This is a genomic window from Pseudomonas sp. 18-147, assembly GCF_051048045.1.
GTDB classification, from domain to species: domain Bacteria; phylum Pseudomonadota; class Gammaproteobacteria; order Pseudomonadales; family Pseudomonadaceae; genus Pseudomonas; species Pseudomonas aeruginosa.
In genome coordinates this window covers 3,175,427-3,200,281 of the sequence record NZ_CP182296.1, presented here as the reverse complement: position 1 = coordinate 3,200,281, position 24,855 = coordinate 3,175,427, and the positions used below count along the sequence as shown (strand labels likewise).

The following is a 24,855-nucleotide window of genomic DNA, read 5'->3' as shown; positions in this document are numbered from 1 at the left end:
AACTGGAGCGAAAACGGATGTCCACCCCTCCCGCGGCGCCGCTGCGCATTGCCCTGGTCGGCGACCACGACCCGCACATCACCGCCCACCGGGCGATTCCCCTGGCCCTGCGCCTGGCCGGCGAGGCACTCGGCCTGGAGATCGCATTCGACTGGCTGGCCAGCGACCGCCTGCCCGCCGAGCCGGCGCTGGAGCGCTATGACGGGTTCTGGTGCGTGCCGGGCAGCCCCTATCGCGACGCCGACGCGGTGCTGCGCCTGATCGCCCATGCCCGGGGCCGGCGCCGGCCGTTCCTCGGTACCTGCGCCGGCTTCCAGCACACGATCCTCGAGTTCGCCCGCAACGCCCTCGGCTGGCAGGCGGCGACCCATGGTGAGGAGCATCCGCACAGCGACCAGGCGGTGATCGCCGCCCTGCCCTGCGCTCTGCTCGAAGCCCGCGAGGAAGTCCGCCTGCTGCGCGGCTCGCGCCTGGCCCTGGCGTATGCCGCCGACTGGATCGAGGCGGACTACCATTGCCGCTACGCAATCGCCCCGCGCTTCGCCGCGGAACTTACCGGCGGCGCACTGCGGGCCAGCGCCTGGAGCGCCGACGGAGCGATCCGCGCGGTGGAGCTGGAACAGCATCCGTTCTTCGTCGCCACCCTGTTCCAACCCGAGCGGGCAGCCCTGGCCGGCGTCCTGCCGCCACTGCCGAAGGCATTCGTCGAGGCGTGCCGGACGCAGCGCCGCGACCGCCCCCGGCGCGGCCCGACACCTTATTACGCAGTGATCTTCAGCTCCCATCGCAGCGCCGTCGACGACGGCTACGCCGAAGCGGCCGAGCGCATGCTGGAACTGGCCAGCCGCCAGCCGGGCTATCTCGGCGTGGAGTCGGTCCGCGGCGCCGACGGTTTCGGCATCACCGTCTCCTACTGGGACAGCGAGGCGGCGATCCGTGCCTGGAGCCGCCACGCGGAGCACCGCGACGCCCAGGCGCGCGGCCGGCGCGACTGGTACGCCGGTTTCAGCGCGCGGATCGCCCGGGTCGAACGCGAATACGCCTTCCCGGCTCAGCCGGACACCGCGCAGTCTCCGGCCTCGTCCTGAGCCAGCACCCGGAAGCAGGCCAGGGCCAGCAGCCAGGCCAGCCAGCCGGCGCCGACCGCGACGAGGAAACCGCTGGCGGCGCCGTAGCCCTCCACCACCCAACCGGCCAGCGCCGAGCCCAAGGCCATGCCGATGCCCAGCCCGGTGATGGCCCAGGTCAGGCCTTCGGTGAGGCGCGCCGGGTCCACCGCGCGCTCGACCAGGCCCATGGCCAGGATCATCGTCGGCGCCACGCTGAAGCCGGCCACCAGCACGGTCAGGGCAAGCGCAAGGATGCTCTCCACCCCTAGCAGCGGCATCAGGCTCAGGGCCATCAGCGTAACCATGCAGAGCAGTTGCCGGGAAAGCGCCAGGCGCCAGCGCAGCAGCCCGAACAGCAATCCCGCGAGACATGAGCCGACGGCATAGACCGACAACACCAGGCTTGCCGCAGCCTTGTTGCCGTGCGCCTCGGCGAAGGCCACGCTGACCACTTCCACCGCGCCGAAGATCACCCCGATGGCGGCCAGCACCAGCGCCAGCACGCGTACCGCCGGATAGGCCAGCGCGCTGCCGGCGCGGCGCCGCGGATGGGCATGCAGCGGCGGTTCGGTGCCGCGTTGCAGGCTGAACAGGCTCACCCCGGCGACCAGGAACAGCGTCGCCAGCAGCGGCCCCGCCTCGGCGAACCAGCCGACGCTGAGGCTCACCGCCAGCACCGGCCCGATGATGTAGCACACCTCGTCCATCACCGATTCGAAGGAAAACGCCGTGTGCAGCTTCGGCGAGCCCCGGTACAGCTCGGTCCAGCGCGCCCGTACCATGGCCGGCATGCTCGGCATCGCCCCGGCGAGCAAGGCGAACAGGTAGAGCCAGGCATTCGGCGCTCGATAGTGCGTACACAGCAACAGCGCGCTCATCGCCAGGGCGCTGGCCAGCGCGGCCGGGAGCAGCACCCGGCCCTGGCCGAAGCGGTCCACCAGGCGCGATACCTGCGGCGCGAGCAAGGCATTGCAGAACACGAAGGTGGCCGCCACGGTACCGGCCAGCCAGTAGTCGGCATGCACCTGGGAAAGCATGGTGACGATGCCCAGGCCGGTCATCGACAGGGGCATCCGCGCCAGCAGGCCGGCGGCTGAAAAGCCCTTGGCGCCGGGCGCGGCGAACAGTTCGAGATAGGGGTTGCTCATGGAAAGCCTCGGCTGGCCGGCTCCAGCGGAACCGGCGACGATGGGAGAAGACGAAATTAACATACGCTGCGTATGTCAAAAATCATGGAGACATACGCAGCGTATGTCAATTATCCTGAAGCCCCTTTGCCACCCGGAGACCTCGCATGGCCCGCAAGCCTCGCGCCGAGATGATCGAGGAAACCCGCGCCAAGCTGATCGACGCCGCGCGCCGAGCGTTCGCCGACAACGGCTACGCCGGCGCCTCGATGGACGAACTGACCGCCAGCGCCGGCCTCACCCGCGGCGCGCTGTATCACCACTTCGGCGACAAGAAAGGCCTGCTGGCCGCGGTGGTGCAGCAGATCGACGACGAGATGAATCTTCGCCTCGGCGCCATCCTGGCTGCCGGCGAGGACCTCTGGAGCGGCTTCCGTGCCTACAACCGGGCCTACCTGGAAATGGCCCTGGAAGCGGAAATCCAGCGCATCGTCCTGCGCGATGCCCCGGCCATCCTCGGCAGCCCCAGCAGCGAGGCCAGCCAACTGCGCTGCCTAAGCTCGATGACCGGGCAACTGCGCGAACTGATGGACAGCGGGCGGGTCCGCCGCACCGACGCCGAGGCCCTGGCCTGGCTGCTCAACGGCGCGCTGGTGGACGCCGCCCTGCGTATCGCCAACGCCGAACACCCGCCGGAGAGCCTGGCCAGGGCCTGCCAGGCCCTGGACGTGCTGCTCGACGGCCTGCTCATGGAGTGAAAAGCCAATGGACTACCGCATCAGAACCAGCCGCGACGAGGACGCCGCGCTGCTCCCGGCCATCGAGCGCTCAGCCGGGGAAAGCTTCCGCCTGCTGCCCGAGCTGGCCTGGATCGCCGACGCCGGGGTCGCCGGGGTGGACTTCCATCGCCGCCTGATCGAGCGCGGCAGCCACTGGCTGGCGGAAGACGCCGATGGCCAGCCGGTCGGTTTCCTCGCCGCCGAACGCTGCGCCGACGAGTTGCACATCGCCGAGTTGTCCATCGCCCAGGCCCACCAGCAACAGGGCCTGGGCCGCCGCCTGCTGGAGCGCGCGGTGACCTACGCCCACGCCAGCCACTGCCGGGCGCTGACCCTGACGACCTTCTGCGACGTGCCCTGGAACGCGCCGTTCTACGCACGCCTGGGCTTCCAGCGGCTGACCTGGCAGGAAGCCGGCGAGCGCTTGCGCGCGATCCTCGGCCACGAGCAGGAGATCGGCTTCGCCGCCGACAGCCGCTGCGCGATGCGCCTGGTGCTCTAGACGGCGGCAAGGGGCTTGACCGGCGGGTGGCGGATGACGGTACAGTTGCCAACTGCAACAGGATGTTTCAGCACTGCCCCGGACGGGCTTCCGCTCTCCCTCTTCCCCAGTGTGCCCTTGCATGAGCAGTCAACGCCGAAACTACCGCTTCATCCTTGTCGTCACCCTGTTCGTCCTCGCCTCCCTGGCCGTCTCCGGACGGTTGGTCTATCTCCAGGTCCACGACCACGAATTCCTAGCCGACCAGGGCGACCTCCGCTCGATCCGCGACCTGCCGATCCCGGTCACCCGCGGCATGATCACCGACCGCAACGGCGAGCCGCTGGCGGTATCCACCGAAGTCGCGTCGATCTGGTGCAACCCCAGGGAAATGGCCGCCCACCTCGACGAGGTGCCACGCCTGGCCGGCGCCCTGCACCGCCCCGCGGCGCCGCTGCTGGCCCAACTCCAGGCCAACCCGAACAAGCGCTTCCTCTACCTCGAGCGCGGCCTGTCGCCGATCGAGGCCAGCGAGGTGATGGCCCTGGGCATAACGGGGGTACACCAGATCAAGGAATACAAGCGTTTCTACCCCAGTTCCGAGCTGACCGCGCAGTTGATCGGCCTGGTCAACATCGACGGCCGCGGCCAGGAAGGCACCGAACTGGGCTTCAACGACTGGCTGAGCGGCAAGGACGGGGTACGCGAGGTGGCGATCAACCCGCGCGGCTCGCTGGTCAACAGCATCAAGGTGCTGAAGACGCCCAAGGCCAGCCAGGACGTGGCCCTGAGCATCGACCTGCGACTACAGTTCATCGCCTACAAGGCGCTGGAAAAGGCCGTGCTCAAGTTCGGCGCGCACTCCGGCTCGGCGGTCCTGGTGAACCCGAAGAGCGGGCAGATCCTGGCGATGGCCAACTTCCCCTCCTACAACCCGAACAACCGCGCCAGCTTCGCCCCGGCCTTCATGCGCAACCGCACCCTCACCGATACCTTCGAGCCGGGCTCGGTGATCAAGCCGTTCAGCATGTCGGCGGCGCTGGCCTCCGGCAAGTTCGACGAGAACAGTCAAGTCAGCGTGGCACCGGGCTGGATGACCATCGACGGGCACACCATCCACGACGTCGCCCGTCGCGACGTACTGACCATGACCGGGGTGCTGATCAACTCCTCGAACATCGGCATGAGCAAGGTCGCCCTGCAGATCGGACCCAAGCCGATCCTCGAACAGCTCGGCCGGGTCGGTTTCGGCGCGCCGCTGTCGCTGGGCTTCCCCGGCGAGAACCCGGGCTACCTGCCGTTCCACGAGAAATGGTCGAACATCGCCACCGCCAGCATGTCGTTCGGCTACAGCCTGGCGGTGAACACCGCCGAGCTGGCCCAGGCCTACTCGGTGTTCGCCAACGACGGCAAGCTGGTGCCACTCAGCCTGCTCCGCGACAACCCGCAGAACCAGGTGCGCCAGGCGATGGACCCGCAGATCGCACGGCGCATCCGGGCGATGCTGCAAACCGTGGTGGAAGACCCGAAGGGCGTGGTCCGCGCCCGCGTGCCGGGCTACCACGTGGCGGGCAAGAGCGGCACCGCGCGCAAGGCCTCGGGCCGGGGCTACGCGGACAAGTCCTACCGTTCGCTGTTCGTCGGCATGGCGCCGGCGTCCGACCCGCAACTGGTGCTGGCGGTGATGATCGATTCGCCGACCAGGATCGGCTACTTCGGCGGCCTGGTCTCGGCGCCCACCTTCAGCGACATCATGGCCGGATCGCTACGCGCCCTGGCGATCTCGCCGGACAACCTGCAGGACAGCCCGGCCGTCGCCGACCGCCAGCACCACGGCTGACCGCTGCCTAGCCGTCGTGCTCGCGGCCCTCGGCGTCCAGCCAGTGCGCTCCCGGCCCCTCGGCGGAAAGCTGGTCGCCGGGGTTGCGCAACGGGCAGGCCTGGAGCGACAGGCAGCCGCAACCGATGCAGCCGTCCAGTTGGTCGCGCAACAGCAGCAGCTTGTCGATGCGCTCGGTGAGATCCTCCTTCCACTGCGCCGACAGGCGCGCCCAGTCCGCCGCGCTAGGGCTACGCCCCGCCGGCAGGGTCTGCAGGGCGCGAGCGATCTCCGCGAGGGGAATGCCGACCCGCTGGGCGACCTTGATCACCACCACCCGGCGTAGCGTCTCGCGACTGAAGCGCCGCTGGTTGCCGGCGTTGCGCTGGCTGCTGATCAGCCCCTTGGTTTCGTAGAAATGCAGGGCGGAGACCGCCACGCCGGCACGCCTGGCCAGTTCGCCGACGCTCAGTTCACGAGATGCGCAGGAATTCTTCATGATTGGCTTGACCTCAAGTTTGCTTGAGGTTTTACCCTGGGCCGGCCCTCGACACAAGTCACCCGGAGTAACCCGCCATGCTCATCCCCTCCTCCTACTGCTGCACCGACGATCAGTGCCCGGCCGCTAGCGAGCGGTCGCCGTGCTACGCGCAACTCATCGATATCGAGGTGGAACCCGCCAGCCAGTTGTCGCTGGCGCTGGAACAGAACGCGCACCTGCAACGCCTGGAACGCTGCTTCAGGAACTGCCCGGGCTACCTGTCCGCCAGCCTGCACCCCAGCGAGGACGGCCAGCACGTACTGAACTACACCTGCTGGCGTTCACGCGAGGACTGCGAACGCGCCTGGCAGGCCCGGGAGGACGCGCAAGGCCCGCTGAGCGCGGGCGTCTGGCGGCTGGGGGCTGGGGGCGAAAAGCGTGCGTTTCGAGACCTTCCTGGTCGACGCCGAGGGCTGCTGAGCCCGCCGGCGCCGACGGCCCGTCTCAGAAGGACTTCTGCAGGGAGGCCATGTCGATCACGAAGCGATACTTCACGTCGCTGGCCAGCATCCGCTCGTAGGCCTGGTTGATCTGCTGGATCTCGATCATCTCGATGTCGCAGGCGATCCCGTGGGCCGCGCAGAAATCCAGCATTTCCTGGGTCTCGGCGATGCCGCCGATGGCCGAGCCGGCGATCGAGCGGCGTCCCATCACCAGTTGCGCACCGTGCACCGCCGGCTCCAGCGGCTCGAGCAGGCCGACCAGTACGAGGGTGCCGTCGCGCTTGAGGGTCGCCAGATAGGGATTGAGGTCGTGCTGGTGCGGCACGGTGTCCAGGATCAGGTCGAAGCGTCCGGCGACGGCGGCCATCCGCTGTGGGTCGGTGGAAAGGATCACCTGGTCGGCGCCGAGCCGCCGCGCTTCCTCTTCCTTGCCCGGCGAGCGGGTGAACAGGGCCACCTCGGCACCGAGCGCCCTGGCGAACTTCAGGCCCATGTGACCGAGGCCGCCCAGGCCGACCACCGCCACCCGGCTACCGGGGCCGATCTTCCAGTGACGCAGTGGCGAGTAGGACGTGATCCCGGCGCACAGCAGCGGCGCCGCCGCCTTCGGGTCGAGCCCCTGGGGAATGCGCAGGACGAACCTGGCCGAGACCACGATGCGCTCCGAGTAGCCGCCGAAGGTCGGCAGGCCGTCGTGGCGGTCGCGGCCGTTGTAGGTCAGGGTCGGGTATTCCGCGCAATACTGCTCCAGGCCCTCGGAGCAGGCGGCGCAGTGCCGGCAGGAGTCGACCATGCAGCCGACGCCGACCAGTTCGCCGACCGCGAAACCGCTCACCGCCTCGCCGACGCTGGCGACCCGGCCGATGATCTCGTGGCCCGGCACCAGCGGGTACAGGCTGTTGTGCCATTCGTTGCGCGCCTGATGGAGGTCCGAGTGGCAGACGCCGCAGTAGAGGATGTCGATCACCAGGTCGTCGGCGCGCGGCGCGCGGCGTTCGAAGCGATGGGCGGTCAGCGGGGTGCTGGCGGACTGGGCGGCGTAGCCGCGGATCTGTAGGGTCATCGGTGTGTCCTCTTCGCAGGATGGCGGGCCGCGACGGCTTGCTGGCGGCGGTCCGTTCGGGGGGCAATTGTTCGCCGGATGGGCGCCGCCGCAGAATGTCCATTCCTGTCGAAGCCTTGCCCATTCGTGCCGATGTTGCGTGCCGCCACTGCCCAGGCGCGCACGGGGTTGCTACGTTTGCCTTCTCTCCTGGAGAAACAGCCAAGGCATGAGCACTACTTCCACCGACATGGCGTCGCTGATCGCCACCCTGCAAGACGAACCGGGTTTCGACGCCACCCGCATCCCCGGGGTTCGCCTGATGCGCGCCGAACAGGCCTATCCGCGCAGCCCGGTGTTCTATGAGCCGCGCATCTGCATCCTCGCCCAGGGCCAGAAGATCGGTTTCCTCGGCGGCGAAACCTACCGCTACGACGCCGAACGCTACCTGGTGATGTCGGTGCCCCTGCCGTTCGAATGCGAAACCCACGCCTCCGCCGCCGAACCCTTGCTGGGAGTGAGCGTCGACGTGGATATCGGCACCTTGAAGGAACTGCTGCTACAGATGGAAGAGGCTCCCGGCAGCGACGACGACAATGAGCTGGCACCCAGCGCGCCGATGGCTTCGGTACCGCTGGACGCGGGGATGGCCGATGCGGTGATGCGCCTGCTGGGCTGCCTGCAGAGCCCGCTGGACAGCCATATCCTCGGCCCGCAACTGGTCCGCGAGATCATCTTCCGCGCCCTGCGCAGCGAGCAGGGCAACGCCCTGCGTGCGGTGGCCGGCCGGCACAGCGGCTACGGGCGCATGGCCAGGGCCCTGCGGCGCATCCACACCGACTACGCCAGTGCGCTGGACATCGACACCCTGGCTCGCGAGGCGAACATGAGCGTGTCGACCTTCCACCACAACTTCAAGGCGATGACCTTCACCTCGCCCCTCCAGTACCTGAAGAGCGTGCGCCTGTACAAGGCCTGGAGCCTGATGGTGCAGGACGGGCTGAACGCCAGTACCGCCGCCAACCAGGTCGGCTACGAGAGTCCCTCGCAGTTCAGCCGCGAGTTCAAGCGCTACTTCGGGCGCACGCCGAGCGAGGAAGTCCAGGCCGCCCGCCGCTAGCCGGCGGGAGCGGGGGCGCTTGCAATACATACGGATATCCGTATATTCAGCTTTCCATATATCCAGGAAGGCCCAGCGATGCCCAGCCCCGCCGAAGTGTTCAAGTGCCTGGCCGACGAGACGCGCGTTCGCGCCACCCTGCTGATCGTCGACCAGGGCGAACTGTGCGTCTGCGAACTGATGTGCGCCCTCGCCGACAGCCAGCCGAAGATCAGCCGCCACCTGGCCCAGTTGCGCAGTGCCGGGCTGCTCCTCGACCGTCGCCAGGGCCAGTGGGTGTATTACCGCCTGAACCCTGCGCTGCCGGCCTGGATCCACGAAGTCCTGCAAGTGACCCTGCGGGCCAACGGCGACTGGCTGCAAGCCGACGCAGCGCGCCTGCGCGACATGGACGGCCGCCCGCAGCGCGCCTCCGCCTGCTGCCAATAGCGCGAGCCGCCCCATGCTGATCGCCTTCGCCATCTTCCTGTTCACCCTGGTCCTGGTCATCTGGCAGCCCAGGGGCCTCGGCATCGGCTGGAGCGCCAGTATCGGTGCCCTGCTCGCCCTGGCGCTGGGCAGCGTCGCGCCGGGCGACATCCCGACCGTCTGGAACATCGTCTGGAATGCCACCGCCACCTTCATCGCGGTGATCGTCATCAGCCTGCTGCTGGACGAGGCCGGCTTCTTCGAATGGGCCGCGCTGCACGTCGCGCGCTGGGCGGGCGGCGACGGCCGGCGCCTGTTCGCCTTCTGCGTGCTGCTCGGCGCGGCGGTCTCGGCGCTGTTCGCCAACGACGGCGCGGCGCTGATCCTCACGCCCATCGTGATGTCGATGCTGCTGGCCCTGCGCTTCAGCCCGGCGGCGACCCTGGCCTTCGTCATGGCGGCGGGCTTCATCGCCGACAGCGCCAGCCTGCCGCTGGTGGTCTCGAACCTGGTGAACATCGTCTCGGCCGACTACTTCGGGCTCGGCTTCGGCGAGTACGCCGCGGTCATGCTGCCGGTAAACCTGGTGAGCGTCGCGACCTCCCTGCTGGTGCTGTTCCTCTATTTCCGCCGCGACCTGCCGCCGGTCTATGCGCTGGAGCAATTGAAGCCGCCGCGGGCGGCGATCCGCGACCGCGCGACCTTCGTCGTCGGTGGCTGGATGCTGCTGGTCCTGCTCGCCGGGCTGTTCGCCCTGGAGCCGCTGGGCGTCCCCGTCAGCGCGGTGGCCGCGGCCTGTGCGGCGCTGCTGCTGGCGGTGGCCGGGCGCGGGCGGGTGATCTCGACCCGGCGGGTGCTGCGCGAAGCGCCCTGGCAGATCGTGGTCTTCTCGCTGGGCATGTACCTGGTGGTCTACGGCCTGAAGAACGCCGGTCTCACCGACCTCCTGGCGCAGCTCCTGAACCGCCTGGCCGAGCACGGCGTATGGGCGGCCGCGCTGGGTACCGGACTGCTTTCCGCCGCCCTCTCGTCGGTAATGAACAACATGCCCAGCGTGCTGCTCGGCGCCCTGTCGATCCAGGCCAGCGACACCGCCGGCGCGGTGCGCGAAGCGATGATCTACGCCAACGTCATCGGCTGCGACCTGGGTCCGAAGATCACCCCTATCGGCAGCCTGGCGACGCTGCTCTGGCTGCACGTGCTGGCGCGCAAAGGCATGCGCATCACCTGGGGCTACTACTTCAGGGTCGGCGCCCTGCTGACCCTGCCGGTCCTGCTGGCGACCCTTTCGGCCCTGGCCCTGCGCCTGGCCATCTGACGGCCGCCGGCGACGGCGGCAGGAGCATCCCATGCGAGTCCTGTTCATGTGCACGGCCAACAGTTGCCGCAGCATTCTTTCCGAAGCCATGTTCAACCACCTGGCCCCGCCGGGTTTCGAGGCATGCAGCGCCGGCAGCCAGCCCAGCGGGCGGGTGCATCCGCGCAGCCTGGCGACCCTCGAACAGGCCGGCATCGCCACCCACGGCCTGTACAGCAAGGGCAGCGAAGCCTTCGAAGGCGCACCGCCGGACATCGTCATCACCGTTTGCGACGCCGCCGCGGGGGAAGCCTGCCCGCTGTATCTCGGCGCAGCGCTGAAGGCCCATTGGGGCCTGGCCGATCCCTCCGCCCTGGATGGCGACGAAGCCCTGCGGGATGCGGCGTTCCACGCCACCCTGGCACGCATCGAACAGCGTTGCCGAGCCTTCCTCGGCCTGCCCTTCGCTACCCTGGATCGCGACCAGCTCAAGCGTGAGCTGGAGCGCATCGGCTCGCTCTGACCGGAGGAAGCATGTCCGAACAACTACCCAACCTCGATCCCGCGCTGCTCGGCGACCCGCCCCCCGTCTCCGGGCACAGGCCGCGCATCCTCCTGCTCTACGGCTCGACCCGCGAGCGCTCCTTCAGCCGCCTGCTGGTGCTGGAGGCCGCACGCCTGCTCGAACGCTTCGGTGCCGAAACGCGGATTTTCGACCCATCCGGGCTGCCATTGCCCGACGATGCACCGGTGGAGCATCCCAAGGTCCGCGAGTTGCGCGACCTGGTGCAGTGGTCGGAAGGCCAGGTCTGGTGCTCGCCCGAGCGCCACGGTGCGCTGTCCGCGGTATTCAAGGCGCAGATCGACTGGATTCCCCTGGCACTCGGGGCGGTGCGCCCGACCCAGGGCAAGACCCTGGCGGTGATGCAGGTCTGCGGCGGCTCGCAGTCGTTCAACGTGGTCAACCAGTTGCGCGTGCTGGGTCGCTGGATGCGCATGTTCACCATTCCCAACCAGTCCTCGGTTCCCAAGGCCTACCTGGAGTTCGACGAAGCGGGCCGGATGAAGCCATCGCCCTACTACGACCGGGTGGTCGACGTGATGGAGGAGTTGTTCAAGTTCACCCTGCTCCTGCGCGAGCGCACGGACTTCCTGGTGGACCGCTATTCGGAGCGCAAGGAAAGCGCCGAGCAGCTTTCCGCGCGGGTCGACCAGCGTTCGCTCTGAACCGCGTCCGCCTCACTCGCGCCCCGGCGGATGGCCGAAGCGCGCGCGGTAGGCATGGGTGAAGTTTTCCGGACTGGAGTAACCCAGGCGATAGGCTATCTGCGCGATCTGCCAGCGACCCTCGCGGACCATCTGCCGGCCGATCTCGAGACGCCGGTCGCGGACGTACTGCAACATCGAGCGACCGAACTCGTTCTTGAAAATCCGCCGCAGGGTGGTTTCGCCGACCCCCAGTTGGCGCGCCAGTTCGAGGCTGGCCGGCGGCTCACCGAGGTTCGCCTCCAGCAGGCGGCGCGCTTCATGGGCCAGGTCGCGCTGGGCGCGTGGGGTGCGCGCGCGACGAAGGTCCGCGCCGCCCAGGTAGGCGGCCAGCTCCACCAGCAGGCCCAGGGTCAGGCTCTCTTCGTGCAGGCGTCCGAGGGCGCCGCGGTATGGATTCTGGTAGAGCCGCTCGAACAGGGCGGTGATGGCGCCGCAACGGGACAACTGGGTAAAGCTCGCGCCGTCGCCCTTCAGCCGCGCCAGCGGCCGCAAGGCGCCATCGCCGGTTTCCAGTTCCTCTTCCAGATAGCTGGCGGCGATCCGCAGCCCGCCCAGGCGCACGCGGCTGCCCGCCGGCAGGATATCGAAGGCCTCCATCGGCTCGCCGGTGCCGAGCACCGAAGGACCGCCCAGGTTGTAGAGATAAGGCTCGCCGCCGTCGACGCTGTGCCGCCACTGGCCGTCGAACATCTGCACGATGCACAGGCCTTCCGGCAGCACCTTGTGGGTTCGCAGCGGCTCGGTGAAGCTCAGGTCGCAATCGAAATACTGCATCGACGGGCGCACCGTCCGCGCCTGGTAGTGACCGGTGGCGCTGCCGAGCATTTCGCGCGCGTCGAGGATCTGCGACTGGCTCAGGGGTGAAGGAGCGTCGAAATAGAGCTCCGTGTCGTGGTAGGGATTCCAGCTTTCCATGGCGTAGGTATCGGTGGGACGCAACCATCTGAACCGGTTCAGGCAGCGGCTTTCCAGGATGGTTCCGTGCGCTGATCGAACCGAACCTGTGGGCGACGACGCTTTTCCTGTGAGCGGCGGCCGCCTCGGTTGTTCGTGTCTCGCGCCTGTATTAATAGATGCGCCCCTTTTACATCGCGTTGCCAAAGGGGGCGAGAATGATAGCAAAGTGGACTGCGGCACTGCTGATGGGCGCACTGGCGTGGGGATCCTGCACGGCGCAGGCCGAAGAGGCGCGGCCGCCAGTCGCCGACAAGGTGGTGGCCTACCAGGGCCAGCAGGGGCTCAAGGTCTGGACCCTGCGTATCGGCGAAGCGGCGGCCGGCGAAGCGCTGTTGCAGGTCGAAGGTCTGGACCACGACTGGGACCGCCTGATCCACAAGGTAAAGGTGGAAAAGAGCGCCAGGGACAGTCGCTACTCCACCGAACTGAACGGCAGCAAGTATGTGATCCTGATCGTGCGCGACGGCTGGGGCGAGCTCTACCTGCCCGGCGAACAGCAGACGCGGCAGGTCGCCTATAGCGAGTCGCTGTCGTCCGCAGGCGAGCCCCAGGCATTCCTGACCGACTACCTCGAGCAGAAATAAACGCGGATGAGCCACGATACGCTGCGGGTAAGGCTGCTCGCATTCCTCTTCCTGATTCCCCTGGCGCTCTACGCCTGGTCCGCCGTGCAGGCCTTCCGGGTCGACTCGACCCTGCGCGACGAACAGTTCATGCGCGACTGGAGCGCCTCGGTGCGCAACGACCCGGACGCCGCCGGCGCCATTCCCCGTCACCTGTTCCGTCCGGCCTATGGCGTCGAAGGTCATCTTCACCAGTTCGCCGAAGACGCCGAGGCCATCCGCCGCGACCATCCTTGGCTGGCTCTGCGCGGCTGGCTGGCCGCTATCGGCAAGCTCTGCGCGCTGGCGTCGGCGCTGGTCGCGGCCGCCTTGCTGGCGAGACTGGAATACGACGGGCGCCGCTCGATGCGCTCGCAAGCCTACCTGCTCGGCCACCTCGCGCCGGCCTGGCGGCGCCTCGGTCGACTAGTCCCGCTGCACGCCGGCCTGCTGGTCGCCGCCCTGGTCAGCCAGTTGCTCTACGAAGCGCTGTGGAGCTACAGCCACTGGCACAGCCACGGCTTCGTCGCCCTGCTCTTCTCACTGCCGCTGTGGCTGCTGTTCCTCGGCGGCCTGCTCATGCTGCGGCGCCTGCGCGGCGAACTGCTGCCGCTGGAGGAACCGGTGCTCCACCTGCTCGGCCGCGAACTCGACCGCGTCGCCGCGCCCGGCCTCTGGCAATGGCTGGGACAGATCGCCGACCGCGCCGGAGCGCCGCTACCGGACCATGTCGTCACCGGCATCGAGCACTGCTACTTCGTCACCCAGGCCAAGGTCCTGCTGGCACCCCGCGGCATTCCGCTGGAGGGGCGTACCCTGTACATCCCGCTGACCTATGCCTCGGTCATGAGCGAGGCCGAAAGCGCCGCGATCATCGGCCACGAACTGGGCCACTTCGCCGCCGGCGACACCGCCCACGGTGCATCCCTGTCGCTCCTGCAGCGGCAGGTGCGCCTGCGCATCGAACGCATCGCCGCCCCCGAGGATGGGCATGTCGGCCTGCTCGGCAAGCCGGGCCTGTGGGCCGCGCTGTACTTCCTCGATCGCTTCGAGCGCGCCTCCCTGCACTGGAATCGCCGCCAGGAACTGGCCGCCGACAAGGTCGGGGCGCGGGTAGCCGGCGCGCGGGTCTTCGCCATCGCGCTGCTACGCACCTGCGCCCTTGCAGGACTGATCGAACGCCTGCTGGCCAGCCCGCAGACGCGCAACCTGGTGCATGCGCTGACCGACCATCTGCGCGGGAACTCCCTGGAACTGGACGAACACGACAGCGCTCGCCGCCTGGAACACCCCTTCGACAGTCACCCGCCGACCTACCAGCGGATCGCGGACCTTTCCCTGGCGCTCGACGACGATCTGCTGCGACAGGCAAGGCGCATCGTCAGCGCCGACGACACGCAGTGGCTCAACCGCCTGCTCGATGCAGGCCACGGGGAAAGCCGGTGATCCCGCCGGGCGCGCAAACGCCCTGCCCCGCCGGGACAAGGGGCGACGAAGCCACGCAGTTGCGGCGCTTCGTCGCCAGCGTCCCCAACCGGATAAGCATCGGCGCCGCCCGTGGCGCGGCGCCGCTGTCCGCCCTGCTCGGCCTGCTGCTGCTCGGCGGCGCCTGGACCTTGCGCGACCACCCCGGTCCCGGCCATGAGGCGGCGGCGCTGTGCCTGCTGGCGGCGGCCGCCCTCCTCATGTGCCTGGCCTGCCTGCAGCGCAACGCCAGGAGCGCGCCGTTCCTCGTCCTCGGCCAGGGGCGCCTGCGCGCCCGCAGCCTGTCGGCGCCGCTGGACCTGCTGGAGGTCGCCGACCTGCGCCTGGAGGACGGGGTCTGGTTCTCCGCGATAGTCCTCGAACTGCACGGCAAGGCGCTACCGGCACCATCCACGCGCCCGCTCGATCCGTTCGCCGCGCGTGCCGTCAGCGAATGCCGGGACGGCCCACGGGTTCGCCTGCTGTCCCCCGGCTGGCGCCTCAACGGTCGCAACCTGTCGCTACTGGAAGCCGCGGAGGTCATCGACCTCTACCTGGACATCGCCCGCGCCCAGGCCCGGCTCCGCCAACTGGGCGAGATCCCGCCCAGTGCTTCCTCTTCACTCCCAACTCCAAGGATATTTCCATGAGCAACCAGGAACCCCGGGACCTCGTCTCCAACCTCGCCGAAACCCTCGGTGCCGAACACGAAGAGCTGAACCAGGCGAAGACCGCCGAGGTCATCGCCCACCTGGAGCGGGTGATCGCCAACGTACCGCCGGCCACCGAGTTCACCAATACCCGCAAGTACGTGGTGCTGGGTCCGCTGCTGAGCATCGTGCCCTTCATCATGACCGGCATGTGGTTCTCCCAGGGCAAGCCGGGGGTCGGCGTCGTCGGCTTGCTGCTCGGCCTGTTCGGGCTGTTCCTCGGCTACCAGCATCGCAACTCAGGCAAGACCCCCTTCATGCGCCTGACCCGTACCCAGCTCTGGGCCGACAGCCTGTCGGCTCCGGTCGAGCTGGCCGACGTCATCGATTTCAGCGTCAAGGCCGACATGCTGCAAACCACCCAGACCCTCCACCTGCGGCCCGAAACGCCGCTGCCGACCCATCGCGCCGTACGCCAGGTGTTCGCCTCCCAGGCCATGGCCTTCAAAGGCAAGGACCCGCGCATCACCATCATGTCGGCCGGCCTGCAGAGCGATGGCAAGAAGCTGGACTGCGACGACATGGCGGCGATCCTCGACGCCTACATCCAGGCCGCCCACGCCCAGCGCTACCTGCAACAACTGCGCAGCCAGGGCTGAGTGAAGGGCACGGTCCATCCGCGAAGGCTGCTGCTTTGCCTGGTGCTGGTTCCAGCGCTGCTGGCGGGGCTCGGCGCCTGGCAGTCCTGGCGCGCCGAGCAGCAGGCCGAGCGACTGGGCGCCGCGCAGCAGCGGGTCGAGCGCGCGCTCGCCGAAGCGCGGGCGCTGCCGCCGAGGGCCAGCGTCCGGGTGGACGGCCGGGCCTATGTGCGCGACCTGGCCCTGGCGCGGCTCGACGAGCGACTCGCCGACACACGAAGCGCACAGCGCCTGAATCGCTTCGCCGCCGTCCTCGCCGATAGCGGAGCCTGCCTGGCGGCGCTGGTCGCCGTATTGGGAGCCGTCTCCCTGGCCGGCATCGCCGGCGCCGCACGCAGCGCACTGCGCTCGCGTCGCTGCCTGCTCCTGTGGTTCGAGCTGGGCCGACGCCTGCTGCCCTGCCTGCTCCTCGCCCAGATCGGCCTGCTCGCCCTGGCCCTGGCCTGTGCCGGAACGTTCGAGATCCTCGGGCTGTGGCGGGTCGGCCAGGTTCCGGTCAGCGAAGGACGCACCCAACTGAGCGTGGCGCTGATCCTTCTCGGCCTGCTGGCGTCGGCGTGGCAAATGCTGGCGAAGATCAGCCGCTTGCGCCTGCGCCCGGCGCCGGCCCTGGATGTCATCGGCCGCCGGCTGGGCGAAGAGGATGTACCGGAACTCTGGACGCTACTGCGCGAGCTGGCGGCGCGCCTCGACACGCCAGCCCCGCAGCACCTGTTGGTAGGTCTCTGCGACGGCTTCTACGTGACCGCCAACCGCGTCTGCCTGCAACCTTCCGGCGAGCATCTGCAAGGACGCAGCCTATACCTCTCGCTACCGTTGCTGGGCCTGCTGGACCGCGCCGAACTGAGTGCAGTGATCGCTCACGAACTGGCCCACTTCGCCGGCCGCGACGCCCATTACAGCCTGCACTTCCTGCCGATCTACCAGGGCGCCGCGAGCCAACTGGCCGCCATCGAGGAGCAGGAAGCCAACGTCTTCGAACGTGCGGCACTGGAACCGGCGCGACTGTTGGCCGGGTACTTCCTCGAACGTTTCGGCCTCGCCGTGAACCACTGGAGCCGCCTGCGCGAATTCGCCGCCGACCGCCGCGCCGCACAACTGGCCGGTGCGCCGGCGATGGCCTCGGCCCTGCTGCGCAGCGCGGCGGCCGGCGCGCCGATACGGGCGTTCCTCGAACACTGCCTGCTCGCTCCGGCGCGCGCGCCGGACAACCTGGTGGACGCCATCCACGTCTACCTGGGCCAGTCCGGCCTGGAAGCACCGGCCCCCGGGGCGGAGGGACTCCAGGTCCATCCGCAGGATACCCACCCTCCGCTGGGCCTGCGCTGCACGGCGCTGGGAGAGAGCTTCGAACGCACCTGGGCCGGGACCGCCGGCCGGGCCGTTCCGACACGACCGCCGAGCCAGGCGCTGGGCGTCTGGTTCGGCGCCCCCCTGGCGTTGAGCCGAGCGCTCAGCGCCGACCTGCTCGGCAAGACCTGTGAGAATCCCCATGCAAGAAACTGACGAAACCCTCGACGAACTGCCGCCGCTGGAAGCCCGCTGCGAGATCCGCGAGGTCTCGCGGGGCACCGCCTGCGTTGCCCTGCTCGCTGGCCTGGTGGCTGGCGCCACCGGTCTCTGGCTCGCTTCGCTGCCCCACGCCTGGCGCCTGGCCAGTGGCCAATGGCTGTTCTGGCTGCCAGCCGCGCTGCTGCTGGGCGGCGGCCTGTACGCCTGCCTGGCGGGCGTGTTCCTCTACCGGCGCCACGGCCAGGTCGCGCTCACCCTGACGCCGGAGAGCATCGCCTTCGCCAACGCGCCGCAGGTGCCGATGTACACCTTCCAGTCGCTGGAGATCGAGCGCGGGCGCTGGCTGGAACTCACCTTCGCGACCACCTTCGATTGCACGGCACCGCGTTTCGACAGCCATGCCCGTTTCGACCCGCGGGCTTTCGCCCGCCCCGAAGCCCGTGCGGTGGCCGGAGGCAAGCGGGTCAAGCTGGCACTCTGCGGCGCCGCGCTGAACGGCCAGAAAATGGAGCTGGAGCCGCTCGCACGACTGATCTACCGGTACATCCTCGCCGGCCATCGCCAGCGCGCCCTGCAACATCATCGCGCGCCCGGAAGCGACGGCAGCGGGGCCTGAAGCGAGCAACGCTCAGGCTGCGCGCTGGCGTTGCCAGTCCACCGCAGCTTTCAGGCGCGCCACCACCTTGCGCACGAAGAGCGGGTCGTCCGCCACGCAGAGTTCCGCGCTGACCCACTCCGGCCAGCCGGTCCCCTGGCGCTCGCGAGCACCCAGCAGGCGCTCGACTTCGTCGCGCACGGCGCGCTCCAGGCGTTCGCTGGCACGATTGCGGGACAGGTGGAGGCGCAGGCAGGCCTGTTTCTCGCGCTCCAGGGCGCGGCGTCGGGACAGCGGCAGTTCGGCAAGGTTGTGGCTCATGATCGGTGCTCCTTGTCGCGCAGGCAGGCGATTTCCGATTACTGTACATCCATACAGTAATCGGAATTGACGACGCTGACAAGGGCTGGCCGGGTAGCTCGAACAAGCGCGCCCGGCACTTCAGAACTGGTATTCGACCCCGGCTCCCGCGTACCAGGACAGCCCGGGGGCCGCTTCGTAGTAACGCCGGTTGCCGTCGCCGACGATGACCGAGCCGACGTACTGGCGGTCGAACAGGTTGTCCAGGCGCACCAGCTGGTGGAAGGTCCAGGCCCCCAGGCGCTGTTCGAAGCGGGTGCGCCAGTTGAATACCGCATAGCTCGGCGCGGCCTTTTCGCTGTTGCTGTCCTCGACGTAGACCTGGCTGCGGTACATGCCTTCCCAGCCCATGCTGATGCCCTCCACGGGCTTCCATACCAGTTCGCCGAACAGGCTGCTTGCCGGCACGCCCGGCAGGTGCTTGCCCTTGCCGATGGTCTTGCCGCCGGCCTCGAAATCCGAATCGTAGGTGGCGGATAGCCGGGTATAGGCCAGGTTGGCGTTCCAGTGCTCGCTCAGTTCGCTCTCCACGCCCAGTTCGAAGCCGCGGCGCAGGGTCTTGCCGGCGTTCTGGTAGCTGGTGCGACCGCCGAGGGAGCTGGCGACGACGATCTCGTCCTCGGTGCGGATCTGGAAGATCGCCGCGTTGACCCGCGTATTGCCCCACAGGCGCGCCTTCAGCCCGGCTTCGTACTGGCTGCTGGTGGCCGGCTTGAGGCCGAAGTTGAAGGCGTCCGGCGCGTTCGCCGCCACCGGCGCATAGGCCATCTCCGCCTGGGTCGGGGTCTCGAAGCCCTTGCCGGCGCTGAGGTAGCCGTGCAGGTCGGGGGTGAAGGCGTACATCACCGAGAACGACGGGGTGTTCTTCCGGTAGCGCCGCGAGCCGCTGGCATCGCCGTTGCTCAGGTAGCGGTCGTCGACCTCCATCTTCATGGTGCTGTGGCGCACCCCGGCCTGCAGGGTCCAGGCGTCGATGGCCCAGCTCGCCTGCAGGTAGGGATCGAGGCTGGTGGCGGTGTCCACCTCGTCGCGGCGCAACTCGCCCTTCACGCCGAGCTGGTCGCCGTTGAAGTTCTGGTAGCCGCGACGGTCGTCGCGGCTCTGGTCGTAGTCGAGGCCGACGGTCAGGTTCAGCTCGCCCGGCGCCTGGCTTACCGGTTGCAGCCAGCGCACGGTGCCACCGTGGAAGTCGCGGTCGAAGTCGATCACCGCGCCGTTTCTCTGGCAACGCGGATTACTCTCGCATCCTATCTGCTTGGGTATCGCCTGATACTGCACGACACTGCGCTTGCCCACGTAGGCGTTGACCTGCAAGGTCGCCTCGCCGAAGTAGCGCTCGTAGTTCATCCCGGCCTGCTGGTGGTCGATGCTCTTGCGCGTGTCGTACAGCTCGGCGTTGGCGGTGACGGAGCGCGGGTCGTGCTTGTAGGCGTCCCAGGTCTGCCCCAGCGGATCTTCAGTGTCGTTCTGTTCCAGGCTGCTGTAGATCAGCGCCAGGCGGCTGTCGGCGTCGGGCCTGAAGTTGAGCTTGGCGAAGGTCTGGTCGCGGCGCGCGGCGCTGTGGTCGCGGTAGCCGTCGGTGTCCATCCGCGAGGCATCCACCAGGAAACCGACCCCGTCGCCCTCGCCTTCCGTGTACAGGTGGTTGCGGCTCAGGCCATCGCTGCCGACGGTGGTTTCCGCGCCGACCCGCGGGGCGCCCTGGCCGTCGCGGGAGAACATCTGGATCACCCCGCCGGCGTTGCTGCCGTAGATCGTCGAGGCCGGCCCGCGCAGTACCTCGATGCGCTCGGCGACGTCGAGGTTGAGGGTCGCGGCCTGGCCCTGGCCATCCGGCGTACTGGCCGGGATGCCGTCGGCGAGCAGCTTCAGCCCGCGGATACCGAAGGCCGAGCGGGCGCCGTAGCCGCGCGAGGAGATTTGCAGGTCCTGGGCGTAGTTCTGGCGGTTCTGCACCACCAGGCCAGGTACCCGCGGCAGGACTTCGGAGAGGTTGATGCCGAGCTGGCCGTCGGCGATCTGCCGACGCTCGATGCTATCCACCGAGAACGGCAGGTCGAAGGTGTCGCTGGGGTTGTAGCTGCCGGTCACCACCATGGGTTCGAGGCTGCGTCGCTCCTCGCCCTGGACGGCGCAGGCGATGGCCAGGCCGCAGAGCGCCAGGGAGCCGGGCAACAGGTGGGAGACGAAGCTGGGTCGGGGTCGGGACGGCATGCAGGGTTCCGCGGGTCGCAAGGTATCGAAGGGGCTTTGCCAAGGGCGGGAACGCGCCTCCCCTTGGCAAAGCCCCTTCCGGGCCGAGGCCCGGAAGGCCGGGAGCCGGCTGTGGGCTCCCGGTGGGCGGGTCATTGCCTGGGCAGGGCGTAGGCGATGATGTAGTCGCCCATGCGGGTACCGAAGGAGCCGTGTCCGCCCGCGACGATCAGCACGTACTGGCGACCGTCCTTGCCGGTGTAGCTCATCGGCGTGGCCTGGCCGCCGGCCGGCAGGCGCGCCTGCCAGAGCTGCTTGCCGTCCTTCACGTCGTAGGCGCGCAGGTACTGGTCGAGCGTGCCGCTGAGGAAGGCCACGCCGCCGGCGGTGGTGATCGAGCCGCCCATGCTCGGTACGCCGACGGTGAGGCCGATCGGCACCGGGGTGTTGTCGCGGCTGGTGCCGTTCTTGTGCTGCCAGACGACCTTGGCGGTGGTCAGGTCGATACCCGCCACGTCACCCCAGGACGGCGCCTGGCACGGCAGGCCGATGGGCGACATGAACGGATGCATGATCACCGCGTAGGGCGCGCCGGTGTTCGGCTGCACGCCGCTGGTCTCGCCCTCGCGCTTGCTTCCGCTGGGCACCTTGTCGCGCGGCACCATCTGCGAGACGAAGGCCATGTAGTTGGGGCTGGTGAAGAGGATCTGGCGCACCGGGTCGACCGCCACCCCGCCCCAGTTGAACACTCCGACGTTGCCCGGATAGATCAGGCTGCCCTGCTCCGACGGCGGGGTGTACTGGCCCTCGTAGCGCAGCGAGCGGAACTGGATGCGGCAGAGCATCTGGTCGAACGGGCTGCTGCCCCACATGTCGCGCTCGGTCAGCGGCGGGCGCAGCAGGTTGAGGTCGGAACGCGCCTGGGTCGGCGCGGTATGGTCGCCCTCCACCGCGCCCTGCGGCGCCGGCACTTCGCGGATCGGCACGATCGGCGTGCCGTCGCGGCGGTCCAGCACGTACAGGCTGCCCTGCTTGGTCGGCGCGATCAGCGCCGGCTTGACGCCATCGGCGGTCTTCAGGTCGAGCAGGGTCGGCTGGCTGCCGACGTCCATGTCCCACAGGTCGTGGTGGGTGAACTGGTAGTTCCAGCGCAGCTTGCCGGTGTTCAGGTCGAGGGCCACCAGGCCGGCGCTGAACTTCTCGGCACCGGGGGTGCGGTTGCCGCCCCACTGGTCGGGCATCTGGTTGCCCAGCGGCAGGTAGACCTGGCCGAGCTTCTCGTCGACGCTGGCCAGCGACCACATGTTCGGCGAGTTGCGGGTATAGAACTTGCCGGGAGCCAGGGGCTCGGTCTCGTCCGGGTTGCCGCTGTCCCAGTTCCACACCAGCTTGCCGTCGTGCACGTCGAAGGCGCGGATCACCCCGGACGGCTCGTTGGTCGACTCGTTGTCGGTGACGTGGCCGCCGATGATCACCAGATTGCGGGTGACCGCCGCCGGCGAGGTGGAGTAGTAGCCGCCCGGGGTGAACGGACCGATGCCGGCCGTCAGGTCGACCGCGCCCTTGACCCCGAAGTCCTCGCAGACCTTGCCGTTGTCGGCGTTGATCGCGATCAGGCGGGCGTCGGCGGTGGGCAGGAACAGGCGCCGCGGACAACTGGCGGCGACCGCCTTGCCGGCCTCGGAGAGCGCGGCCGGCGGCGCGCCGACGTCGCTCCTGGCGTACTGCTCTTCGTCGTAGTAGGAGACGCCACGGCAAGTCATGTGGGCGAAGCCCTTGAAGCCTACCGGGCTCTGGATCTGCGGATCGAAGCGCCAGATTTCCGCGCCGGTGTCCGGGTCGAGGGCCAGCACCTTGCTGTGCGCGGTGCAGGCGTAGAGCATGCCGTTGACCTTCAGCGGGGTGTTCTCGTTGGTCAGTTCGAGCGGATCGTCGGCGGTCGGCAGGTCGCCGGTACGGATGCGCCAGGCTTCCTCGAGCTGGCCGACGTTGGCCGGGGTGATCTGCTTCAACGGCGAGTAGCGGTCGCCGAACTCGGTGCGCCCGTAGGCCTGCCAGTCGCCGTCCGGCATCGCCGGGGCGGTGCTGGTCATGCCGCTGTCGCGGTCGATGCGACCGACGATCTGCCCCGGATTGGTGAACTGGCTGCCCACCGCGGCGGCGCCGGCCAGGACCACCGCCACGCCCAGCGCCGCGGTGCCCAGCGGCGCCGGACCGTCGGCCAGCAGCGGGCGGCGGAACCAGGGTAGCCAGAGCAGCAGGCCGAAGACGAACCACAGAGCCAGGCGCGGCACCAGTTGCCACCAGTCCAGGCCGACTTCCCACAGAGCCCAGACGGTGCTGGCGAACAGCACCAGAGCGTACAGGCCTAGCGCCGCACGCTTGCCCAGCAGCAGCAACAGTCCGCTCAGGGCCAGGCCGATGCCGGCCAGCAGGTAGTACAGCGAGCCGCCCAGGCTCGCCAGCTTGATGCCGCCGGCCAGCAGCGCCAGGCCGGACAGCAGGATCAACAGGCCGAGCAGGCTCGGCAGCAGGCGCGATCGACTGCGGTTACCTTCGCTCATCGTCCGGTACTCCCTTCGGGGTTGATGACAGGCATTGCTTACTCTCCTATTACGTTCTGCACGCCGGGCTGTTCAGCCCGCCGCGCCGCGTTGGGCGGCGCTGAAGAAATGGCCGCTGGCCATGACCGAATCGCGGTTGTCCGAAGCAACAGCCTAGAACACCGTCTGGATCTTGATCCCCGCCACCAGCGCGTTGTCGACCTCGTCGACCCCGCCCGGCTGCTTGATGTATTGCAGGTTCGGCCGCACCGTCAGCCAGTCGGTCACATGCACCCCGTAGTACAGCTCGGCGTTGTACTCGGTGTCCTGCAGCGGCTGGTACAGCGGGTTGTCGTAGTCGTCGATGCCGTTCACCTGGTTCACCAGGCGCTGGCGCTTCTTCACATCGTCGTTGACATGGATGCGCGCGATGCCCAGGCCGATATCGTCCTTCGGCCGCGCGTCGAAAGGACCCTTGTAGACCACCCCGAGCTGCTGGTAGTTGTCCACCACGTTGGTCGCCTTGTCGTGGACCGTCAGGTTGGCGAACAGGCTCAACCCGCGCGAGGCATCGCCGTTGTGCGAAGTGACCTGCTGCTGCGCCACCACCCACCAGCCATGCTTGCTGCCGCGCGACTTGAAGTCGTTGCCGGTCAGCCCCTGCGGCTGGCCGTCGACGTCGTCGTAGACGTCATCGGCCTTCGCCGTGCTGTAGTAGTAGCCCAGCCGGTACTCGCCCGGCAGTTGCTCGGCGCCGACCTTCGGCTGCCAGATCAGCTCCACCGGCAGCAACGCGCCCTTGGTCCCGCTGCCGCTCATCTTGAAGCCGTTGCCGGTCTCCAGGTTCGACGGGTTCTGCTCGTAGGCGCCGACCTGCACGTACCAGTCCGGCGCGAAGTTGTACTTCACCCGCAACGCCCACTGGCTGACCGGCCAGTTGTACCAGATGCTCCCCGCCCAGTTGCCTACCTGCGAGCCGCAGAAGGCCAGGTTCTGGAAATCGCAGGGGAAGCTGTTGAAGTCCTCGCCCTCGCCGAAACGGCCGAATTTCACGTCCAGCGCGCCGTCGAAGTACTGCTGCTTGAGCCACAGCTGGGTCAGCCGCCAGGTCTGCCCGCGGCCCCAGACCTCCTGCACCGAGCTGATGTGCCCGGCACGCGGGTCGCCGATGCGGTCGTTGGAAAGGTTCTTGCCGTTGCGCTCGGTGACGGTGAACTGGAACTCGGTAGCCTTCCAGCCGAGGATCTTCTCCAGATCCATGTGCACGCCCAGGGCGAACTGGTCGGTGTAGCGTCCGGTCTTGTCGTCGTCATAGCCGCCATCGAGGTTGGCCGCCGCCTCGCCGACGTACTCCAGCTTGAAGTCGTAGCCCTTCTCCAGCAGCTCGGTGCGCTTGCCGCCCCAGTCGCCGAGCATCCATTTCGAGTTCGGCGAGAACGCCTCGGCGGCGTGCGCCGCGTTGCACAGCAGGGAGGCGGACAATAGGCCGCCGGCCACGGGGCGCAGGGCCGGGCGGAGAAGATGGGATTTCACGCGAACGCTTCCTCGTTGCGAATGATCGACTGGCCGCACGCAGCGACCGCTCTACTTCCTCGATAACCTTGCAAGGAGCAAGGGTTTATGAAGAGGACTCATGATCTGAGCCAAGCAGAACAATGGTTAATTTGCGAATGATAAGGTCTTTGCAAGTAAAGCTGAAACGTTTCAGGCTGGAAAACAGTGTTACGGAAACGACAACGAAGCCAGGCGGCGGGCCTCCGAGCGGGTCACCCGGGTGGTGGCCGTGGCGGGACGGGGACAACGCAGGGATTGGCAACAATCTGAAACCCATGAACACGCTTCACGT

The 24,855-nt window shown here is 68.5% G+C and carries 23 protein-coding genes and 1 pseudogene; 16 read left to right on the top strand and 8 right to left on the bottom strand.

Features of this window, described 5'->3' with window-relative positions:
* The first annotated feature begins 17 nt into the window (after nucleotides 1-17).
* Entirely contained in the window at nucleotides 18-1,088 is a 1,071-nt protein-coding gene (locus ACM0M4_RS15200; RefSeq protein ID WP_003089287.1) for a CTP synthase C-terminal region-related (seleno)protein, read from the top strand.
* Here ACM0M4_RS15200 and ACM0M4_RS15195 read toward each other — a convergent pair.
* Nucleotides 1,052-2,257, bottom strand: a complete 1,206-nt coding sequence (locus ACM0M4_RS15195) for an MFS transporter (RefSeq protein ID WP_003117816.1) — start codon at nucleotides 2,255-2,257, stop codon at nucleotides 1,052-1,054. The genes ACM0M4_RS15200 and ACM0M4_RS15195 overlap by 37 nt on opposite strands.
* Nucleotides 2,258-2,403: 146 nt before the next feature.
* Here ACM0M4_RS15195 and ACM0M4_RS15190 point away from each other — a divergent pair, with 146 nt between their 5' ends.
* From ACM0M4_RS15190 to ACM0M4_RS15180, 3 genes are all read left to right on the top strand, one after another.
* Complete coding sequence (locus ACM0M4_RS15190; RefSeq protein WP_003113746.1) at nucleotides 2,404-2,994, top strand: TetR/AcrR family transcriptional regulator; 591 nt, start codon at nucleotides 2,404-2,406, stop codon at nucleotides 2,992-2,994.
* A 7-nt stretch (nucleotides 2,995-3,001) separates the two neighbouring features.
* Nucleotides 3,002-3,517, top strand: a complete 516-nt coding sequence (locus ACM0M4_RS15185) for a GNAT family N-acetyltransferase (protein WP_003089295.1) — start codon at nucleotides 3,002-3,004, stop codon at nucleotides 3,515-3,517.
* A 121-nt stretch (nucleotides 3,518-3,638) separates the two neighbouring features.
* A complete protein-coding gene (locus ACM0M4_RS15180) occupies nucleotides 3,639-5,336 on the top strand; it encodes a peptidoglycan D,D-transpeptidase FtsI family protein (protein WP_115288788.1) in 1,698 nt (565 codons plus the stop codon).
* A gap of 7 nt (nucleotides 5,337-5,343) precedes the next feature.
* Here the strand turns inward: ACM0M4_RS15180 and soxR are convergent, their stop codons facing one another.
* Nucleotides 5,344-5,814 (bottom strand): redox-sensitive transcriptional activator SoxR, encoded by a 471-nt coding sequence (soxR, locus tag ACM0M4_RS15175; RefSeq protein WP_003089301.1) that lies wholly within the window; start codon nucleotides 5,812-5,814, stop codon nucleotides 5,344-5,346.
* Between the two features lie 77 nt (nucleotides 5,815-5,891).
* On the opposite strand from soxR, the pseudogene pumA reads away from it, so the two are divergent.
* Nucleotides 5,892-6,276: pseudogene (pumA, locus tag ACM0M4_RS15170) on the top strand (monooxygenase PumA).
* A 24-nt stretch (nucleotides 6,277-6,300) separates the two neighbouring features.
* Here the strand turns inward: pumA and ACM0M4_RS15165 are convergent.
* The gene (locus tag ACM0M4_RS15165) at nucleotides 6,301-7,362 is read right to left on the bottom strand and encodes an NAD(P)-dependent alcohol dehydrogenase (protein ID WP_023128879.1); all 1,062 of its coding nucleotides are present in this window, start codon (nucleotides 7,360-7,362) and stop codon (nucleotides 6,301-6,303) included.
* Between the two features lie 208 nt (nucleotides 7,363-7,570).
* On the opposite strand from ACM0M4_RS15165, the gene ACM0M4_RS15160 reads away from it, so the two are divergent.
* The 5 genes from ACM0M4_RS15160 to arsH all read left to right on the top strand — a co-directional run bounded on the left by ACM0M4_RS15160 (nucleotide 7,571) and on the right by arsH (nucleotide 11,393).
* The gene (locus tag ACM0M4_RS15160) at nucleotides 7,571-8,461 is read left to right on the top strand and encodes an AraC family transcriptional regulator (protein WP_003113750.1); all 891 of its coding nucleotides are present in this window, start codon (nucleotides 7,571-7,573) and stop codon (nucleotides 8,459-8,461) included.
* Between the two features lie 78 nt (nucleotides 8,462-8,539).
* Nucleotides 8,540-8,890, top strand: coding sequence for a metalloregulator ArsR/SmtB family transcription factor (locus tag ACM0M4_RS15155; RefSeq protein ID WP_003089312.1), 351 nt, complete (start codon nucleotides 8,540-8,542; stop codon nucleotides 8,888-8,890).
* 13 nt (nucleotides 8,891-8,903) lie between these two features.
* Nucleotides 8,904-10,187 (top strand): arsenic transporter, encoded by a 1,284-nt coding sequence (locus tag ACM0M4_RS15150; RefSeq protein WP_003122742.1) that lies wholly within the window; start codon nucleotides 8,904-8,906, stop codon nucleotides 10,185-10,187.
* 31 nt (nucleotides 10,188-10,218) lie between these two features.
* Nucleotides 10,219-10,689 carry an arsenate reductase ArsC gene (locus ACM0M4_RS15145; RefSeq protein ID WP_003112098.1) on the top strand — a complete coding sequence of 157 codons (471 nt, stop codon included), beginning with the start codon at nucleotides 10,219-10,221 and terminating at the stop codon, nucleotides 10,687-10,689.
* An 11-nt stretch (nucleotides 10,690-10,700) separates the two neighbouring features.
* A complete protein-coding gene (gene arsH, locus ACM0M4_RS15140) occupies nucleotides 10,701-11,393 on the top strand; it encodes an arsenical resistance protein ArsH (RefSeq protein ID WP_003117819.1) in 693 nt (230 codons plus the stop codon).
* 12 nt (nucleotides 11,394-11,405) lie between these two features.
* Here the strand turns inward: arsH and ACM0M4_RS15135 are convergent, their stop codons facing one another.
* A complete protein-coding gene (locus ACM0M4_RS15135; protein WP_003122741.1) occupies nucleotides 11,406-12,260 on the bottom strand; it encodes a helix-turn-helix transcriptional regulator in 855 nt (284 codons plus the stop codon).
* A gap of 287 nt (nucleotides 12,261-12,547) precedes the next feature.
* On the opposite strand from ACM0M4_RS15135, the gene ACM0M4_RS15130 reads away from it, so the two are divergent.
* Genes ACM0M4_RS15130 through ACM0M4_RS15105 form a run of 6 tightly spaced genes read left to right on the top strand, consistent with a single transcriptional unit; the run spans nucleotide 12,548 to nucleotide 17,934 of the window.
* Nucleotides 12,548-12,976: a hypothetical protein gene (locus tag ACM0M4_RS15130; protein WP_003089323.1), complete on the top strand. Its 429-nt coding sequence runs from the start codon at nucleotides 12,548-12,550 to the stop codon at nucleotides 12,974-12,976.
* Nucleotides 12,977-12,982: 6 nt separating this feature from the next.
* Complete coding sequence (locus ACM0M4_RS15125; protein ID WP_054376084.1) at nucleotides 12,983-14,440, top strand: M48 family metalloprotease; 1,458 nt, start codon at nucleotides 12,983-12,985, stop codon at nucleotides 14,438-14,440.
* Nucleotides 14,437-15,108, top strand: a complete 672-nt coding sequence (locus ACM0M4_RS15120; RefSeq protein ID WP_003122739.1) for a hypothetical protein — start codon at nucleotides 14,437-14,439, stop codon at nucleotides 15,106-15,108. Before ACM0M4_RS15125 ends, ACM0M4_RS15120 begins: the two co-directional genes overlap by 4 nt.
* Nucleotides 15,105-15,767: a hypothetical protein gene (locus tag ACM0M4_RS15115; protein ID WP_003089328.1), complete on the top strand. Its 663-nt coding sequence runs from the start codon at nucleotides 15,105-15,107 to the stop codon at nucleotides 15,765-15,767. Before ACM0M4_RS15120 ends, ACM0M4_RS15115 begins: the two co-directional genes overlap by 4 nt.
* The gene (locus ACM0M4_RS15110) at nucleotides 15,768-17,312 is read left to right on the top strand and encodes a M48 family metallopeptidase (protein WP_054376085.1); all 1,545 of its coding nucleotides are present in this window, start codon (nucleotides 15,768-15,770) and stop codon (nucleotides 17,310-17,312) included. It begins immediately after the preceding gene.
* Nucleotides 17,299-17,934 (top strand): hypothetical protein, encoded by a 636-nt coding sequence (locus tag ACM0M4_RS15105; RefSeq protein ID WP_003089334.1) that lies wholly within the window; start codon nucleotides 17,299-17,301, stop codon nucleotides 17,932-17,934. The genes ACM0M4_RS15110 and ACM0M4_RS15105 overlap by 14 nt, the downstream gene beginning before the upstream one ends.
* A 12-nt stretch (nucleotides 17,935-17,946) precedes the next feature.
* Here the strand turns inward: ACM0M4_RS15105 and ACM0M4_RS15100 are convergent, their stop codons facing one another.
* From ACM0M4_RS15100 to oprB, 4 genes are all read right to left on the bottom strand, one after another.
* On the bottom strand, nucleotides 17,947-18,234 hold the full coding sequence (locus ACM0M4_RS15100; RefSeq protein ID WP_003122735.1) for a hypothetical protein: 288 nt from the start codon (nucleotides 18,232-18,234) through the stop codon (nucleotides 17,947-17,949).
* Nucleotides 18,235-18,354: 120 nt separating this feature from the next.
* Nucleotides 18,355-20,487, bottom strand: coding sequence for a TonB-dependent receptor family protein (locus tag ACM0M4_RS15095; protein ID WP_054376086.1), 2,133 nt, complete (start codon nucleotides 20,485-20,487; stop codon nucleotides 18,355-18,357).
* Between the two features lie 131 nt (nucleotides 20,488-20,618).
* Nucleotides 20,619-23,030 carry a glucose/quinate/shikimate family membrane-bound PQQ-dependent dehydrogenase gene (locus tag ACM0M4_RS15090; RefSeq protein ID WP_003158923.1) on the bottom strand — a complete coding sequence of 804 codons (2,412 nt, stop codon included), beginning with the start codon at nucleotides 23,028-23,030 and terminating at the stop codon, nucleotides 20,619-20,621.
* 153 nt (nucleotides 23,031-23,183) lie between these two features.
* Nucleotides 23,184-24,542, bottom strand: a complete 1,359-nt coding sequence (gene oprB, locus ACM0M4_RS15085) for a carbohydrate porin OprB (protein ID WP_016263480.1) — start codon at nucleotides 24,540-24,542, stop codon at nucleotides 23,184-23,186.
* Nucleotides 24,543-24,855: the final 313 nt, after the last annotated feature.